This is a genomic window from Nocardioides sp. Root122 (assembly GCF_001425025.1).
In the GTDB taxonomy this organism is placed as follows: Bacteria; Actinomycetota; Actinomycetes; order Propionibacteriales; family Nocardioidaceae; genus Nocardioides.
In genome coordinates, this window is record NZ_LMDE01000010.1 from 354,346 (window position 1) to 370,613 (window position 16,268).

Annotated in this window: 20 protein-coding genes; 12 read left to right on the plus strand and 8 right to left on the minus strand. The window is 72.9% G+C overall.

The genetic code is table 11. From position 1 onward, the window contains the following. Positions 1–3 precede the first annotated feature (3 nt). Positions 4–678, minus strand: a complete 675-nt coding sequence (locus ASC64_RS10780; RefSeq protein ID WP_056907536.1) for a hypothetical protein — start codon at positions 676–678, stop codon at positions 4–6. A gap of 117 nt (positions 679–795) precedes the next feature. On the opposite strand from ASC64_RS10780, the gene ASC64_RS10785 reads away from it, so the two are divergent. From ASC64_RS10785 to ASC64_RS10800, 4 genes are read left to right on the plus strand one after another with little or no spacing between them, the layout of a single operon-like run. Continuing rightward, a complete protein-coding gene (locus tag ASC64_RS10785; RefSeq protein WP_439956820.1) occupies positions 796–1,731 on the plus strand; it encodes an ABC transporter ATP-binding protein in 936 nt (311 codons plus the stop codon). Then, positions 1,731–2,549 carry an ABC transporter permease gene (locus ASC64_RS10790; protein WP_056907538.1) on the plus strand — a complete coding sequence of 273 codons (819 nt, stop codon included), beginning with the start codon at positions 1,731–1,733 and terminating at the stop codon, positions 2,547–2,549. The genes ASC64_RS10785 and ASC64_RS10790 overlap by 1 nt, the downstream gene beginning before the upstream one ends. Continuing rightward, the gene (locus ASC64_RS10795) at positions 2,549–3,328 is read left to right on the plus strand and encodes an ABC transporter permease (RefSeq protein WP_056907539.1); all 780 of its coding nucleotides are present in this window, start codon (positions 2,549–2,551) and stop codon (positions 3,326–3,328) included. Before ASC64_RS10790 ends, ASC64_RS10795 begins: the two co-directional genes overlap by 1 nt. Positions 3,329–3,355: 27 nt before the next feature. Next, positions 3,356–4,972, plus strand: a complete 1,617-nt coding sequence (locus ASC64_RS10800; RefSeq protein WP_056907540.1) for an AMP-binding protein — start codon at positions 3,356–3,358, stop codon at positions 4,970–4,972. Here the strand turns inward: ASC64_RS10800 and ASC64_RS10805 are convergent. Genes ASC64_RS10805 through ASC64_RS10835 form a run of 7 tightly spaced genes read right to left on the minus strand, consistent with a single transcriptional unit; the run spans position 4,969 to position 10,155 of the window. Further along, positions 4,969–5,451 carry a GNAT family N-acetyltransferase gene (locus tag ASC64_RS10805; RefSeq protein ID WP_056907541.1) on the minus strand — a complete coding sequence of 161 codons (483 nt, stop codon included), beginning with the start codon at positions 5,449–5,451 and terminating at the stop codon, positions 4,969–4,971. The genes ASC64_RS10800 and ASC64_RS10805 overlap by 4 nt on opposite strands. A gap of 20 nt (positions 5,452–5,471) precedes the next feature. Continuing rightward, positions 5,472–6,449, minus strand: a complete 978-nt coding sequence (locus ASC64_RS10810; RefSeq protein WP_056907542.1) for a nucleoside hydrolase — start codon at positions 6,447–6,449, stop codon at positions 5,472–5,474. After that, entirely contained in the window at positions 6,446–7,351 is a 906-nt protein-coding gene (locus ASC64_RS10815; RefSeq protein WP_156385133.1) for a hypothetical protein, read from the minus strand. The genes ASC64_RS10810 and ASC64_RS10815 overlap by 4 nt, the downstream gene beginning before the upstream one ends. After that, positions 7,348–7,914 (minus strand): hypothetical protein, encoded by a 567-nt coding sequence (locus tag ASC64_RS10820; RefSeq protein WP_056907544.1) that lies wholly within the window; start codon positions 7,912–7,914, stop codon positions 7,348–7,350. Before ASC64_RS10820 ends, ASC64_RS10815 begins: the two co-directional genes overlap by 4 nt. After that, on the minus strand, positions 7,911–8,798 hold the full coding sequence (locus ASC64_RS10825; protein ID WP_056907545.1) for an ABC transporter ATP-binding protein: 888 nt from the start codon (positions 8,796–8,798) through the stop codon (positions 7,911–7,913). The genes ASC64_RS10820 and ASC64_RS10825 overlap by 4 nt, the downstream gene beginning before the upstream one ends. Further along, positions 8,795–9,592: a hypothetical protein gene (locus tag ASC64_RS10830; RefSeq protein ID WP_056907546.1), complete on the minus strand. Its 798-nt coding sequence runs from the start codon at positions 9,590–9,592 to the stop codon at positions 8,795–8,797. The genes ASC64_RS10825 and ASC64_RS10830 overlap by 4 nt, the downstream gene beginning before the upstream one ends. Then, positions 9,589–10,155: an RNA polymerase sigma factor gene (locus tag ASC64_RS10835; RefSeq protein ID WP_056907547.1), complete on the minus strand. Its 567-nt coding sequence runs from the start codon at positions 10,153–10,155 to the stop codon at positions 9,589–9,591. Before ASC64_RS10835 ends, ASC64_RS10830 begins: the two co-directional genes overlap by 4 nt. 114 nt (positions 10,156–10,269) lie before the next feature. Here ASC64_RS10835 and ASC64_RS10840 point away from each other — a divergent pair, with 114 nt between their 5' ends. The 8 genes from ASC64_RS10840 (at position 10,270) to ASC64_RS10875 (ending at position 16,267) form a co-directional block, all read left to right on the plus strand. Beyond that, complete coding sequence (locus ASC64_RS10840; protein ID WP_056907887.1) at positions 10,270–10,812, plus strand: DinB family protein; 543 nt, start codon at positions 10,270–10,272, stop codon at positions 10,810–10,812. After that, complete coding sequence (locus ASC64_RS10845; RefSeq protein WP_056907548.1) at positions 10,809–11,426, plus strand: class I SAM-dependent methyltransferase; 618 nt, start codon at positions 10,809–10,811, stop codon at positions 11,424–11,426. Before ASC64_RS10840 ends, ASC64_RS10845 begins: the two co-directional genes overlap by 4 nt. Next, positions 11,423–11,617 carry a DUF3046 domain-containing protein gene (locus ASC64_RS10850; RefSeq protein WP_056907549.1) on the plus strand — a complete coding sequence of 65 codons (195 nt, stop codon included), beginning with the start codon at positions 11,423–11,425 and terminating at the stop codon, positions 11,615–11,617. Before ASC64_RS10845 ends, ASC64_RS10850 begins: the two co-directional genes overlap by 4 nt. After that, complete coding sequence (locus ASC64_RS10855) at positions 11,614–12,879, plus strand: MFS transporter (RefSeq protein WP_056907550.1); 1,266 nt, start codon at positions 11,614–11,616, stop codon at positions 12,877–12,879. The genes ASC64_RS10850 and ASC64_RS10855 overlap by 4 nt, the downstream gene beginning before the upstream one ends. 207 nt (positions 12,880–13,086) lie before the next feature. After that, complete coding sequence (recA, locus tag ASC64_RS10860) at positions 13,087–14,139, plus strand: recombinase RecA (protein ID WP_056907551.1); 1,053 nt, start codon at positions 13,087–13,089, stop codon at positions 14,137–14,139. Continuing rightward, positions 14,129–14,869 (plus strand): regulatory protein RecX, encoded by a 741-nt coding sequence (locus tag ASC64_RS10865; RefSeq protein ID WP_056907552.1) that lies wholly within the window; start codon positions 14,129–14,131, stop codon positions 14,867–14,869. Before recA ends, ASC64_RS10865 begins: the two co-directional genes overlap by 11 nt. Positions 14,870–15,024: 155 nt before the next feature. Continuing rightward, entirely contained in the window at positions 15,025–15,516 is a 492-nt protein-coding gene (locus ASC64_RS10870) for a phosphoribosyltransferase (RefSeq protein WP_056907553.1), read from the plus strand. 1 nt (position 15,517) lies between these two features. Further along, positions 15,518–16,267: a GNAT family N-acetyltransferase gene (locus ASC64_RS10875; RefSeq protein WP_056907554.1), complete on the plus strand. Its 750-nt coding sequence runs from the start codon at positions 15,518–15,520 to the stop codon at positions 16,265–16,267. The last annotated feature ends 1 nt before the right edge of the window (position 16,268 follow it).

The window sequence follows — 16,268 nt, forward strand, 5'->3', positions numbered from 1 at the left end:
GGCCTACCGCGCGACCAGTGGCTCCGGTGCGTGCTCGCGACGGCGGCCGGGACGCCGTACGGCCGCGGTCAGCACGCACAACCCGCCGGCGCCCGTGAGGACGCCGGACACGGCCTCCCACCACGGCGCGGTGTCGAAGGAGCCGAGCGCGTAGGAGAAGGCGGCGACGAGGGGCGAGCCCAGGACGAGCAGGATCGCGCCGGCACGCGCCCAGCCCCGTCCCCGGACGGCCAGCACGACGAACAAGCCGAGCGGGACGAACAGCCACAGCCACAGCGCGAGGTCGGCGCTCACCGGGCCCACCACCTCGCCCGCCAGGCCGGAGCGCAGCGTGGCGACCCCCACGTCGGCGACCGCCAGGGTCGAGAGCAGCAACGCCGTCGCGGCGGCTGCACCGGGCCGGTGTCCACCCACAGCAGTCGCCAGGAACGGCAGGGCGAGTGCGAGGACGATCAGTGAGACACCGGCCAGCTCGGCGGCACTGCCGACGGGCTGCCAGGGCTCGGTGGGCAGCAGGAAGTCGTAAAGATGGTCCTGGCGCCGGTTGCACGCGAACGTGTCCTGGTCCTGGCCCCACAGGCAGGCGCCCGCCCACCGCTGCCACGAGGCGGCGTACATCAGCGTCCCCGACGCGACCAGCGCTGCGCCCGTCCAGACCCGCACCAGCAGCAGACCCATCGCATCCTCCCGTGCCGAGTGTGGAGCCACGTGAGCACTCGCGCCAGCCCCGGATCGGGTACCGCCACGCGACGATGGGGCGGGAATCGTCCCCGGACTCAACTAGGGTCGGCCCACGTGACGCAATCCATGATCTCGGCCCGGGGACTGCGCAAGTCCTTCGGCGACTTCGAGGCAGTGAAGGGCATCGACGTCGACGTCCGCAAGGGCGAGGCCTTCGGGTTCCTCGGCCCCAACGGCGCCGGCAAGTCCAGCACGATGCGGATGATCGCCTCGGTGAGCCCGGTGACGTCCGGCGAGCTCCGGATCCTGGGCATGGACCCGGCCACCGAGGGTCCCGCGATCCGCAGCCGGCTCGGGGTCTGCCCGCAGGAGGACACCCTCGACAACGAGCTCAACGTCTTCGACAACCTCTACGTCTACGGCCGCTACTTCGGCATCGACAAGGCCACCGTGCGCGAGCGGGCCGACGAGCTGCTGGAGTTCGTCCAGCTCACCGACAAGCGCAAGGCCAAGGTCGACGACCTCTCCGGGGGCATGAAGCGTCGGCTCACCATCGCCCGCTCGCTGGTCAACCGGCCCGACCTGCTGCTGCTCGACGAGCCGACCACCGGCCTCGACCCGCAGGCCCGCCACGTCCTGTGGGACCAGCTGTTCCGTCTGAAGCAGGCTGGAGTCACCCTGGTCATCACGACGCACTACATGGACGAGGCCGAACAGCTGTGCGACCGGCTCGTCGTGATGGACAAGGGCGTCATCGCGGCCGAGGGATCGCCGCGCGAGCTCATCGAGGAGCACTCCACCCGCGAGGTCGCCGAGCTGCGGTTCGGGATCGTCGAGGAGGGCAACGTCCACGAGCAGATCGCCGGCAAGGTCGAGGACCTCGGCCGGTTGGAGATCCTGCCGGACCGCATCCTCGTCTACAGCGCCGACGGCGAGGAGGTCATCGCCAAGGTGCACGAGCGCGGCCTCGAGCCGATCGCCGTGCTCGTGCGCCGCTCCACGCTCGAGGACGTCTTCCTCAAGCTCACCGGCCGGACGCTGGTCGACTGATGGCCGCCATCGACCGGGTCGATCCGCCCCGCGGACTCAGCATCGCCGAGGGCACGCTGCGCCAGCTCGACTACTGGTGGGCGGTCGTCAAGCGCACGTGGCGCGGCGGTGTCGTCTCCAGCTTCGTTGCGCCGCTCTTCTACGTCGTGGGCATGGGCGTCCTGCTCGGCGGCTTCGTCGCCGGCGACCCGTCCCGGCTCGAGGGCGCGACCTCCTACCTCGACTTCGTGGTGCCAGGGCTCGTGGCCGCCCACGCCATGCAGATCGCGGTGGGGGAGACGACGTACCCCGTCATGGGTGGGATCAAGTGGCACCGGAGCTACCACGCCCAGCTCGCGACCCCCCTCGGTGTGCGCGACGTCGTCAACGCCCACCTCGCCTTCGTGGCGTTCCGGGTCGCCTCGGCCTGCGCGGTGTTCCTTCTCGTGCTGGCCCCGTTCGGCGTGTTCGCCTCCTGGTGGGGCCCGGTCCTGGCGTGGTTCGTGCTCCTCGTGCTCGGCATGGCCTTCGCCACCGTCGTCTTCGGCATCAGCGCCCGGATGCGCTCGGAGGAGGGTTTCGGCCTGATCTTCCGCCTCGGCGTCATCCCGCTGACGCTCTTCTCCGGCTCGTTCTTCCCCATCGCCAACCTCGGCCCGGTGCTGGAGGTGGTGGCCTGGTTCACGCCGCTGTGGCACGGAGTCGACCTGACCCGGATGCTCTGCCTCGACACCGTTGACCTGCCGCTCGCGCTCGTGCACCTCGCGGTCCTGGCCGCCCTCGCCGGCTTCGGCTGGCTGTGGGCCATCCGCGGCCTCGACGGGAGGATGAGGTCCTGATGTCGACGTTGACCCCGATGCAGGCGGTCGGTGCCATCACGTTCCGCAACTACACGACGTACAAGCGCTACTGGAAGCTCTTCCTCACCGGGTTCCTCGAGCCGGTGTTCTACCTCTTCTCGATCGGCGTGGGCGTCGGCCAGCTGATAGACACGTTCGAGTTCCACGGCCAAGCCATCCCCTACGCCGACTTCGTGGCGCCGGCGATGCTGGCCGCGTCGGCCTTCAACGGCGCGCTGCTGGACAGCACCTACAACGTGTTCTTCAAGCTCAAGTACGACAAGCTCTACGACCAGATGCTGGCGACACCGCTGACGACCGGCGACGTGGCCCGCGGCGAGATCCTGTGGGGGCAGATCCGCGGTGCGTCCTACTCCGCGATGTTCCTGCTCGTGATGACGGTCATGGGCATGGTCAACAGCTGGTGGGCGCTGCTCGCGCTGCCGGCGACGCTGCTCATCGGCTTCGCGTTCAGTGCTGTCTTCATGGCGTGGACGACCTACATGAAGAGCTTCCAGGACTTCGACAAGATCACGCTCGTCCAGCTGCCGCTCTTCCTCTTCTCCGCGACCTTCTTCCCGATCGAGGCGTTCGGAGACGGCGTGCTGCGCTGGGTCGTCGAGGCCACCCCGCTCTACCGCGGCGTCGTGCTGTGCCGCGAGCTGACCACCAGCGTCCTGACGTGGGAGTCGGCGGTCTCGGTGGTCTACCTCGTCGCGATGGGCCTCGCCGGCCTGGTCGTCGTACGCCGCCGGCTCGACAGGCTGCTGCTGACCTGAGAGCGGCTCCCGGGCTAGGTTCGGGCCATGGAGTCATACGCGAAGGGTGAGTCGGTCCCGGCGCTGCTGGAGGAGACGATCGGCGCCAACCTGGCGCGCACGGTGGCGGCACACGCCGACCGCGAGGCGCTGGTCGAGTGCTCGAGCGGTCGCCGGTGGACCTGGGCCGAGCTCGACGCCGACGTCGAGGCCGTGGCGCGCGGCCTGGTCGGCGCGGGGGTGCAGAAGGGCGACCGGGTCGGCATCTGGGGCCCGAACAGTGCCGCGTGGACGCTGGTGCAGCTGGCCACCGCTCGCGTCGGCGCGGTCCTGGTCAACGTCAACCCCGCCTACCGCACCCACGAGCTCGCCTACGTCGTCAACCAGTCCGGGATGCGGCTGCTGGTGAGCGCCACGTCGTTCAAGACCAGCGACTACCGCGGCATGGTCGAGGAGACGGCTGCCGGCAACCACGCCCTGGAGCGGGTGGTCTACCTCGACGACGAGGAGAGCTGGTCCGGCCTGCTCGCCGACGGCGAGGGTGTCGGCGCCGACGACCTCGCCGTCCGGGCGGCCTCGCTGGCGCCGGACGACCCGATCAACATCCAGTACACGTCGGGCACCACCGGCTTCCCCAAGGGCGCCACCCTCAGCCACCGCAACATCCTCAACAACGGCTACCTCGTCGGCGAGGTCTGCGGCTACACCGAGGAGGACCGGGTCTGCATCCCGGTGCCCTTCTACCACTGCTTCGGCATGGTCATGGGCAACCTGGCGTGCACCACCCACGGCGCCACGATGGTGATCCCGGCACCCGGCTTCGACCCGGCGCTGACGCTGAAGGCGGTCTCGGAGGAGCGCTGCACGTCGCTCTACGGCGTCCCGACGATGTTCATCGCGGAGTGGGCGCTGCCCGACTTCGAGTCCTACGACCTCTCCTCCGTGCGCACCGGGATCATGGCCGGGTCGCCGTGCCCCGAGGAGATGATGAAGAAGCTCATCGCGGCCGGCATCGACGAGATGACGATCTGCTACGGCATGACCGAGACGTCGCCGGTGTCCACGCAGACCCGCCGCAACGACTCGCTGGAGCGCAAGGTCGGCACGGTCGGCCGGGTCTGCCCCCACCTGGAGGTCAGGATCGTCGACCCGGTCACCGGCGAGACGGTCCCGCGGGGCGAGGCGGGGGAGTTCTGCACCCGCGGCTACTCGGTGATGCTCGGCTACTGGGACGACGAGGAGAAGACCCGCGAGGCCGTCGACGCCGACGGCTGGATGCACACCGGCGACCTCGGCGTCATGGACGACGACGGCTACGTCCGGATCACCGGCCGGATCAAGGACATGGTGATCCGCGGCGGCGAGAACATCTACCCGCGCGAGATCGAGGAGTTCCTCTACACCCACCCCGACATCGAGGACGTGCAGGTGATCGGGGTCCCCGACCCCAAGTACGGCGAGGAGCTCTGCGCCTGGGTCCGGATGCGTCCGGGTGCCGAGCCGCTCGACGCCGACGCGGTCCGCGCCTTCGCCACCGGCAAGCTCGCGCACTACAAGGTCCCGCGCTACGTGATGGTGGTCGAGGAGTTCCCGATGACGGTCACCGGCAAGGTGCGCAAGGTGGAGATGCGTGCGGTGTCCGCGAAGGAGCTCGGTCTGTCCTAGGCAAGGACCTTCTGCAGCCACGTCACGTCGATCCACCGCTCGTGCTTGCGTCCGACCTGCCGCATCGTGCCCACCTCCGTGAAGCCGCAGGCGCGGTGCAGCGCCAGGCTCGCCGGGTTGGGCAGGGCGACCGCCGCCACCACGAGGTGGACGCCGTCGCCGGCCAGCCGCGCCAGCAGGTCGTCGTACAACGCGCGGCCGGTGCCCAGGCCCTGGTGGCCGGGCGCGACGTAGACGGTGGTCTCGCGGGTGTGGCGGTAGGCAGGCTTGGGACGGAACGGGGAGGACGTCGCGTAGCCGATGACCCCGCCGTCGTGCTCGGCCACGAGGAAGTGGTCCGCCTCGGCGGCCAGTCTCTCCTGCCACGCCTCCATCGTCCGCGGCTCGAGGTCGAAGGTGGCGTGCCCCTCACGGGCCTCGCGACCGTAGATCTCGGCGACGGCGGGCAGGTCGGCCTCGACGGCGTCGCGGATCTCCATGCCTCCAGTCTGGCCGAGGCTCAGCCGAAGATGCTGCGGTAGACCTCGTCGAGCCGCGCGGCGTCGAGCGCGGTGACCACGCGCACCTGACCGTCACCCGTACGCCGCAGCCGCCCGCGGTCCGTCGTGGTGTCCACCTCCCAGGTCCCCGGCTCCACGGTCGCCACCGAGCCGTCGACGAAGGTCCCCGCCGTCGCGAGGTCCCAGTACCGGGGGGACTCGAAGCCCGAGACGCGGCCCAGTCCGCCCACCACCGGACCCGCCAGCCCCTCGGGCGCGCCGGGCGGCACGGGATCGTCGGGCACCACGGTCACCGGCACCGGACCGGCGAGGACCTGCGCGAACGGCACCGGGTCGGCGCCGGCGTTCCACTCCGCGACCCCGTCGGCGTGGGAGGCGCTGTCGACGCTGCCCGCCATGGTGATGACGCCGTCCAGCCGGGCGTACGCCGCCGGGTGGTCGCGCAGGACCGCGGCCACCTCGGTGAGCGGCGCCAGCGCCACGATCCGGAGGTCGTCGTGACGGCGCGCGAGCCGGGCGATCAGCTCGGCCGCGGGCGTGCGCACCGGCTCGAGGTGCCCGGGCGCGACGTCGCGGGGCAGCCCGCTCATGGTCATGGCACCGGCACCCCAGTCGGGTGGGAAGGCGACGCCGTCGTCACCGCGCGCGGTCGTGCCGCACGCGACCGGTGGGGCGTCGACCTCGAGCGCGTCGAAGAAGTCGCTCAGCAGACCGGTGCCGCGGCAGTCGAGCTCCCCGGTCCGCGGGACCGTCACACCGACGACGCGGACGCCGGGAGCGCGCACGAGAAGCGCCAGGGCGGCGAGGTCGTCGGGCGCGAGGTCGGTGTCGACGACGACCGGGACGGCATCGGGATCCTTGGCGGCCATCGGCGACATGGGTCCGGCGACGAAGACCTCGCCGTCGGTGTCCGAGGCCGCGGCGCTGCAGGCGGACAGCGCGACGGCGAGCACCGGGACCAGCAGGAGCCGCCTCATGGGATCACCACCTGCTGCCCGACGACACCGAGGACGGCCAGGACGAGACCTGCCGCGGCCAGTCGGCGCCGACCCTCGGAGGGCCAGGCGACCGCGAGCAGGAGCAGCGCCAGGCCGAGCAGCCACACGTCGTGCCACCACGCCAGCGACTCCGAGACCAGCTGCCGGTCCCACCCGCTGGTGTGCGGTGGGCCGACCAGCAGCCAGTCGGCCGGGAGTGAGAGCGGATCGGTCGACGGCGGGCCCACCGGGACGGGGACCGGCTGCACCTGGATGACCGAGAAGGGCGTGACGGACCGGGCACCGAAGAGCCAGTAGGTCATCGCGACGAACCACAGCACGAAGAGCGCGGGCAGCACGGCCGCGAGCCTCGAGACCCGCCTGCCGAGAGCAGCGCCGAGCGCCACGGCGACCAGGCCGAGGGCGACGTGCTGCGACAGCTCGGCGACCGTGTGGAAGGCCTCGGTCGTCCGCCCCGGCTCCATGCCGAGCCACAGCCCGCCGAGGTCGTGCTCGCGCCAGCCGATCAGTGCGGCGAACCCAGCGGTCACCACGAGGAACGGGAGCGCTGCCAGCAGCCGGGCGAGCGCACGCCGTGCCTCCTGCACCGGGGCGGCCGGCGCCACCTCCGTGCGGCCGCGGTGGAAGGTGGTCGCCACGGCGACCGAGATGCCGAACAGCAGGGGCGCCACCGTCGGCGTCACGCCCTCGTAGGAGGACCCGGGCCACTCGCCCGGCTCGGGCACGGTCGTCCACAGGGCCCAGACGGACAGCGCCAGGCCGAGCCACGGGACGGGGTTGCGCAGCAGCCGCAGCGACTCGGTCCGGACCAGTGCGGGGAGCACGCGGCGCCGGATCGTACGGCCGGCCGGGCTCGTGAGCCCGGGGACGGTGGTGCTCATCGGTGCCTCCCGGCGGCGCACACGAGCGTGGCGGCGCCGAGCACCCACCACGGGTCGGTGAGCCACCAGCCCAGCACCTCGGCGACGGTCGAGCCAGCGGGTGCGACCCGGTCCACGGCGAGGACCGCCACGGGTGTCGCGGCTCCGAGGAGCACGGCGACCCGCTCCGGCGCCCACACCGCGACCGCGACGCCGCACGCGGCGAGGGCGAGCAGCGGTCCGGGACCCGCGTGGACGGTCATCGGTGCCATCGACACCAGCACCCACCAGAGCACCAGCGCCGGTACGCCGAGCAGGCCGAGGCGCAGCAACCGGCGCCGCATCGCGGAGACGGGCACGGGGGCGAGCAGGGCGGCCGCGGGGTCGTGCAGCCCGCCGACGACCGTCGCTGCGGTTCCGGCGGCGGCGATGGCGAGCACCGTGTCGGCCGGACGACCGGAGCTCCCGGCGAGACCGACGACGAGCAGCAGGAGGACGGCCACCCCGGCGGGCGGCGCCCAGCGGAGGGCACGCGCGGTCGGCACGACCGCCTGGGCTGTCGCAGCGGTCATGGCGGCGGTCATCGCGACAGCCTCGTCACGAGCAGGTAGCCGTCGTCCACCGTGGGCACGGCGGGCGTCGTGCCCGAGGGCAGCGTGCCGACGTGGCGGCGCGTCCCGGGCCCGGTCAGCCACGAGCGCAGGGCGGTGGGCTCCTCGACGTCGGACTCCCAGACCCGGCCTTCGGCGACGCCGGCCAGCTCGGCAGGCGTGCCGGACCAGCAGATGCGACCGGCGTCCATCACGAGGACGTGCTGGCACAGGGCCGCGACCTCGGCGGTGTTGTGGGTCGAGAGGACGACGCAGCCGCGGTGCGCGGTCTCGGCGAGCACCGAGCGCAGGGCGATGCGCTGCTCCGGGTCGAGGCCGGTGGCGGGCTCGTCGAGGACGAGGAGGTCCGGCGACCCGATGAGCGCGGCGGCGAGGGCGACCCGCTGCTGCATGCCACCCGAGAGGGTCCGGATGCGCTTGTGCATCCGGTCGCCGAGGCCGACGGCCTCGAGGACCGCGACCGCCTCACGCCGGCGCCACGCGCGGTCGGTGTGCTCCTTGAGGATGGCGACGTAGTCCACCATCTCCAGCGGCGTGAAGCCGCCGTAGAGCCGCGGCGACTGGGGCAGGTAGCCCAGTCGGCGCCGGACCTCGGTGCGCGCGGCCGGTGAGGCCGGGTCCATCCCGAGCAGGGACAGCGTCCCGCGGTCGGGGGCCAGGACCGTGGCGAGGATCCGGAGCAGGGTCGTCTTGCCCGCACCGTTGGGGCCGAGCAGCCCGACGATGCCGCGACCGAGGGTGAGGTCGACGTCGTCGACGGCGACCAGGGACCCGAAGGCCTTCGTGATCCCGTCGGCGGCCAGCATCGTGCCCGAGTCAGTGCTGGGGGATGGAGTGGAGTGGGCGGTGGTGGTCATGCGGTCCTCCGGTAGGCGACGGTGTCGCGTCGAGCGAGCGTGAGGCCGAGCGCGACGAGCGCGACGGCGAGGGCGGTGAGCTGGACGGGGGCCGAGGCCACCAGGTGGCTGACGACGTGGGCGGGCACCTGGCGCGAGGCCGCCGGCCACGAGACGGCCACGGCCCAGAGCGAGCCGAGGGTCGCGGCCACCGTCGCCGGGTCGAGCCGGGTCGTGCCGGACAGGACCACCAGAGCGGCGAGCGCTGCGCCGGGCAGGAGCCAGCCGAAGGCCACCTGGGCGGGGAGCCCCACCAGCAGGGCGCCGGCGACACCGAACGGCACGGCGCTCGACGCGACCAGCAGCGCGCGGAGCGCGACGACCCGGATGCCCGCGGCCGGTGCGGCGAGGGCCAGCTCGCCCGCCGGCTCGGCGTCCCGGCCGTAGGCCAGCGCCACCGCGGCCAGCGGTGCCACCGGCGCGAGCGCGACGACGAGGGGGAGCCTGGTCCCGAGCGTCGCCACTGCCGCCGGGAGGGCGAGCAGCAGCAGGACCGACGCCAGCCACGCGGTGCGCAGGCCCGGGGTCGCGACGCCCAGCCGGAGCAGCGGGTTCGCGCGGGGGCGGTCGATCACGTCCGACAGCGCGTCCCAACGGCGTACGGCGTCGTCGGGTGTGGCGAGCGTGCTGGTGCGCCGGCGGCACTCCGCGCAGCGCAGCAGGTGCGCCTCGACGGAGGCGGCGAGCACGGGCGCCGCGGTGCCGGACGCCCAGGACCGCAGCGTCTCCTCGTCAGCGTGCCAGGTCTGCGTCACAGCAGTCCCTCCCTCAGCTGGGTGCGAGCACGGTTCATCCGGCTCTTGACGGTGCCGCTCGGGATGCCGAGCAGCGCGGCGGCCTCGTGGGTGGTGAGCCCGTCGAGCACGGTGGCCTGGACGACGGCCTGGAGCTCGGGGGAGAGGCGGGAGAAGGCCAGCCCCACGTCGGTGTGCTCGACCCGCGCGAGCACCTCCTCCTCCGCCGACGCAGTGGGTGCGCTGCGCAGACCGCGCAGCCGCTCGATGACGTTGGCGCGCGGCCGCAGCTGCTGGAGCAGGGACCGGACCGCGATGCCCCACAGCCACGCCGCCACCTCGCCCTCGCCCCGCCAGGCCGACGGCCTGCGCCACACCGCGAGGAACGTGTCCTGGACAGCGGTGTCGACGATCGCCGGGTCGGCACACCGACGGGAGAGCCGCACCGCGAGCCACGGCTCGTGCCGCGCGAAGAGCTCGTGGAGCGCGCCGCGGTCCGATTCCCCGACCGCGGCGACGAGCTCGGCGTCGGACCGGTGGTCGACGCCCCCGTGCGCCTCCCAGCCGGTGTGCTGCTCTCCCATCACGTCTCCTAGTGGCGCCGACCCCCATGATCGGTTCTCTGCGCCGTGATCCGGGGGACGCGGTCCAGACCAGTGGTCGTCCCGGCGCGGCGCGCGACTGGTTGGATGGCGGCCATGAGCACCGCCTCCGACGGAATCACGCCGGACACCAAGGACTGGACGTGGGTCCTGGACAGACCGTGCCCGGACTGCGGCTTCGACCCGCGCGCCCAGGACCTGGCCGACCTGCCGCGCCTCGTCCACGACACCGCGATGGCCTGGTCGGACGTCCTGGTCCGGGCCGACGTACGCGAGCGTCCGGCCGCCGGCGTGTGGTCGCCGCTGGAGTACGCCTGCCACGTGCGCGACGTCCACGAGCTCTTCGCGCAGCGGCTGCGGCTGATGCTCGACGAGGACGAGCCCACCTTCGCCAACTGGGACCAGGACGCCACGGCGATCGAGGGCGACTACGCCGCCCAGGACCCGGCCGAGGTCGCCGTCGCGCTGATCGAGACGGCCGGCACGGTTGCCGGCGTCTACGCCACGGTGACCGACGCGACGCGCTCGCGCCGCGGCACCCGGTCCAACGGCGACGAGTTCACCGTCGAGTCGCTCGGCACCTACCACCTCCACGACGTCGTCCACCACCTGCACGACGTGGGGGCCGGCCGGTCGTGAAGGACACGGTCCGCGCCTACGAGCTCGACGCCGTCGCCTACGTCGAGGCCTCGCCGGCCATGCCCGACTCGGTGCGCGCCGACCTCGAGGCCCTGGCCGTCCGTCTCGGCCCGGGTGCCTTCGTCCTGGAGATCGGCTCGGGCGGCGGCCGGGACGCGCGGGTGATGGAGGACCTCGGCCTCCGCGTCCGGCGCACGGACGTGACGCCCGCCTTCGTCGCGCTGCTGCGCGAGCAGGGCCACGCGGCCGACGTCCTCGACCCGCTCGTCGACGACCTCACCTCGCCGGACGGGCCCTTTGACGCCGTGTGGGCCAACGCCTCCCTCCTGCACGTGGCGCGGGCCGACCTGCCGACCGTGCTGTCGCGGCTGGCGGGGGCGACGCGCGACGGTGGCCTGCTGCGGGCCTCGCTCAAGGAGGGCGACGGCGAGGGCTGGTCGACCCACGGGTCGATACGCCACCCCCGCCACTTCACCTACTGGCGCGCCGCCGCGGTCACCGACGTGCTGGCCGGCGCCGGCTGGTCGGAGGTCGAGGTGAGGTCCGGGGTCCCGGGCACGCGGGGGGAGACCTGGCTCGAGGTGTCGGCGGTCCGTGGTTCGATGCTCCGATGAGGCACACCGAGTTCTGGGCACGGCTCGACCACGCGCTCGGTCGTGACTACTCCCGCACGTGGGCCGAGCTCACGGTCGTGCGCGACCTCGACGGACGCACGACCCGGGAGGCCATCGACGCGGGCGTGCCGCCGAAGCAGGTCTGGGCGGCGGTCTGGCGCCAGCTCGAGCTGCCGGACCGCGAGCGGTGAGCGCCCGGGCCGAGGCCGGTGCCGACGTCCACGACGTCGCCCACGTCCAGCGCCACACCGTCCGCACGCTGGTCGTCTCCCAGGCCGTCGGTGCCGTCGGGGTCACGATCGGGGTCGCGACCGCCTCGCTCCTCGCGCGTGACATCTCCGGCAGCGAGACGATGGCCGGCCTCGCACAGACCTTCCAGGTGCTCGGCACCGCGGCCGCGGCGTACGCGCTCGCGCGGGTGATGCGCCGGCGGGGGCGCCGCGTCGGCCTGGTCACCGGCTACCTCCTCGGCGCCACGGGCGCGGTCCTGGCGGTGGTCGCCGGCGTCGTCGACTCCATGCTGGTCCTGCTGCTCGGGGCAGTCCTGCTGGGCGCCACGACTGCGGTCAACAGTGCCTCGCGCTACGCCGCCACCGACCTGGCGACCGAGGAGCACCGGGCGCGCGCCCTCTCGGTCGTGGTCTGGGCGACCACCATCGGGGCGGTGGCCGGCCCCAACCTCGTCGGGGTCGGCGGTGCGGTGGCGCGCGCGAGCGGGATCCCGGAGCTCACCGGCGGGTTCGCCATCGGCTCGGTGGTCCTCGTGCTCGCCGCCGGCTGGGTCTGGCTGCGGTTGCGGCCCGACCCGCTCCTCGTGGCCCAGCACGCGGCCGGGGTCGCGGCAGGCGGCGTCGTCGAGCCGCCCGGTCGCTCGTGGGGGCGGTTCGTCGAGGTCGTCCGCGACGTGCCGGCAGTCGGCGCGGCCGTCGTCGCGATGGCGTGCGCCCACGCGGCCATGGTGACCGTGATGATCATGACCCCGCTGCACATGGAGCACGGTGGCGCCCACCTCGAGGTGATCGGCTTCGTGATCTCCATCCACGTGCTCGGCATGTTCGCGTTCTCGCCCGTCGTCGGGTGGGCCGCCGACCGCTTCGGCCGCAGCCCGGTGCTCGTCGCCGGGGGAGTGGTGCTGCTGGTCTCGCTCGCACTGTGCGGGCGCTCGCCGGAGGGCAGCTCGTGGCAGATCTTCGCCGGCCTGTTCCTGCTGGGACTGGGCTGGTCGTGCGCCACCGTGGCCGCCTCGACCGTCATCGCCGACCGCACCCCGATCTCGGCGCGCACCGACGTCCAGGGCACCTCCGACATGGCCATGGCACTGACGGCGGCCGGCGGCGGCGCGCTGGCCGGGGTGATCGTCGGCGGGCTCGGCTACCCCGCGCTCGCCGCCTTCGCGGCGCTCCTGGCCGGCACCGTCGTGGTCGCCGGGCGGCTGACCCGCACGCCTGCCTGACGGGGCCGGACCGCCGGATCGCACCGGCGTGCGACACGCCGCGTCCTAACGCTGCATCGAACACCTGTTCGGGCTACTGTTCCTCCACAGGTACGACGACGGGCGAGGTTGTCCACAGCGTGCGACGGTCCTGATCAGGGACTGTCGGTGGCTCGCCCTAACGTCGCAGAAGTACCGCAGACAACGACGACAGGACGGGACACAGCAATGGCTGGTGCAGACCGCGAGAAGGCCCTCGACGCCGCGCTCGCACAGGTGGAGAAGCAGTTCGGCAAGGGCTCGGTCATGCGACTGGGCGACGAGACGCGCGCACCGCTCGAGGTGATCCCGACCGGGTCGATCGCCCTCGACGTGGCCCTCGGCCTCGGAGGTCTGCCGCGCGGTCGCGTGGTCGAGATCTATGGTCCGGAGTCCTCCGGAAAGACGACGGTCGCCCTCCACGCGGTGGCCAGCGCCCAGGCGGCCGGCGGCATCGTCGCCTTCATCGACGCCGAGCACGCGCTCGACCCCGACTACGCCAAGAACCTCGGCGTCGACACCGACGCCCTGCTGGTCTCCCAGCCCGACTCCGGTGAGCAGGCGCTCGAGATCGCCGACATGCTGATCCGCTCCGGCGCCCTGTCCCTGATCGTCATCGACTCCGTCGCCGCGCTCGTGCCCCGGGCCGAGATCGAGGGCGAGATGGGCGACAGCCACGTCGGCCTCCAGGCCCGGCTGATGAGCCAGGCGCTGCGCAAGATGACCGGTGCCCTCAACAACTCCGGCACGACCGCGATCTTCATCAACCAGCTGCGCGAGAAGATCGGCGTGATGTTCGGCTCGCCCGAGACCACGACCGGTGGTCGCGCGCTGAAGTTCTACTCCTCGGTGCGCCTCGACGTGCGTCGCATCGAGACGCTCAAGGACGGCACCGACATGGTCGGCAACCGCACCCGCGTCAAGGTCGTCAAGAACAAGGTCGCGCCGCCGTTCAAGCAGGCCGAGTTCGACATCATGTACGGCAAGGGCATCAGCCGCGAGGGTGGCCTGATCGACGTCGGCGTCGAGGCGGGCATCATCCGCAAGGCCGGCGCCTGGTACACCTACGAAGGCGACCAGCTCGGTCAGGGCAAGGAGAACTCGCGCAACTTCCTCAAGGACAACCCCGACCTCGCCAACGAGATCGAGAAGCTGATCCTGGAGAAGCTGGGCGTGATCCCGGCCGTCGACAAGCCCGCCGACGACCTGAGCGACGAGCCCATCGGGGTCAATGACTTCTGAGCGGGAGACCCGTCCGGCGCCCGCGTGGGCCGGTGACGTGGGGCTCGGCGTCCAGGCGTGGGTGGGGGAGGCCCCACCCACGCCGGCCGAGCCGCCAGCCGGCTCCCGCTCCACGAGGGGTGGCGCCACAGGACGGTCGAAGGGCAGCAAGGGCGGTCGCCGGCGCACCCGCACGTGGGAGGAGCGTGAGGCGGCGCGTCTCGCGCGCGAGGAGGCCGCCGCCGCCGAGGTCGAGGCCGACCCCGAGGCCGTCGCCCGCAAGATCCTCCTCGACACCCTGACCGGGCAGGCCCGGACCCGGCAGGAGCTTGCCGACAAGCTCGCCAAGCGTGGGGTCCCCGACGACCTGGCCGCCACGCTGCTCGACCGGTTCACCGAGGTCGGGCTGATCGACGACGCCGCCTTCGCCCGCCAGTGGGTGGAGAGCCGGCACCGCAGCCGGGGCCTGGCGCCCCGTGCGCTCAAGCAGGAGCTGCGCCGCAAGGGCGTGGGCGACGACGACGCTGCCGAGGCGCTCGAGCAGATCGACGAGGCCGACCAGCGTGACGCGGCCCGCGCACTCGTCGACAAGAAGCTCCGCTCGATGCGCGGGCTCGAGCCGCAGGTGGCGACCCGCCGGCTGGCAGGGCTCCTGGCCCGCAAGGGCTACGCCGCCGGCCTGGCCTTCTCGGTGGTCCGTGAGGCGTTGGCCGAGGGCGACCACGACCTCGGCGACCACCCGGACTTCTGACCGAGTCCTTCGCCGGTCGTCGTACTCCCGCGGGGCCTTGATCCGTCATACGAGAGCGACGTCATGCGGCCGGGTTCGGATGACGGATCCGGCGGCGGTCCGGCGGGCCTCGGGCGGCGTCGACGGCAGGGCGCCGCGAATGATGTGATGGTGGCGTGAGCAACGAGCGCGAGGTCCTCACCTACGAGCTGTTCGGCACGGCCACGCGCGAGCTCGCGCAGGAGGTCGCGGACTCCGGGTTCCGTCCCGACATGATCCTGTCGATCGCGCGGGGCGGCCTCGGGCTAGGCATGGGACTCGGCTACGCCCTGGCGGTGAAGAACCTGTCGGTGATCAACGTCGAGTTCTACACCGGCGTCGACCAGCGCCTCGACGTGCCGATCATGCTGCCGCCCACCCCGGCGGCCGTCGACCTCTCCGGCCTCAAGGTGCTCATCGCCGACGACGTGGCCGACACGGGTCGCACCCTCGAGCTGGTCCACCAGTTCTGCGAGGGCAGCGTCGCCGAGGCGCGGACCGTGGTGATCTACGAGAAGCCGCAGTCGGTCATCAAGCCCGACTACTCCTGGCGGCTGACGGAGCGGTGGATCGACTTCCCGTGGTCGGTCCTGCCGCCCGTCGTCGACCCGGACGCCCTCGCCCACTGACGTGGCCGTCACCGACGGCACCCGGGCCGTCCCCGTCGTCGTACGCCACGGGGAGCGGGAGCTGAGCGGCGCCGTTCGACCCGCCGAGTCGTGGGCGGCGGCCGCGGCCCGGATCGCTGCGACCACCCTGGCCGAGCCGGTCGCAGACGACCTGTCCGGCGAGACCCTGCGCTTCGCCGTCGACCCCGACCAGCGCATCGACCTGCGGGCGATGACGCACGGCGACCTCCCCGCGCTCGTCCGGTGGCTGCGGGCCGACCACGTCCGCCGCTGGTGGGGCCACGACGGGGAGGCGACCATCGAGCGGGTCACGGCGTCGTACGGGCCGCGGGTCGACGGCAGGACCCCGACGCGCATGTGGGTGATCGAGGTCAACGGCCGGTCCGTCGGCTTCGTCCAGGACTACCGGGTGCGCGACCATCCCGGCTTCGCGCTGCTCACGCCCGACCCCGACGCCGTCGGCCTCGACTACGCGATCGGCGAGCCCGGGTGGGCCGGACGCGGTCTCGGTGCCCGGGTGCTGTGGGCCTGGATGCAGGGCGCGCGCCGGCGCTACCCCGACGCGACCGCGTACTTCGCTGCCCCCGACCACGCCAACGCGGCGTCGCTGCGGATCCTGGACAAGGCCGGCTTCACCCGGGGCACCTGGTTCGACGAGCCGCAGCGCGACGGTACGACGTCCACGGTGGTCGGCTGCACCCTCGACGTGCGTCGCGTCCTCGGGCTGCCCGCGCCACCCCGTGCGCCATGAT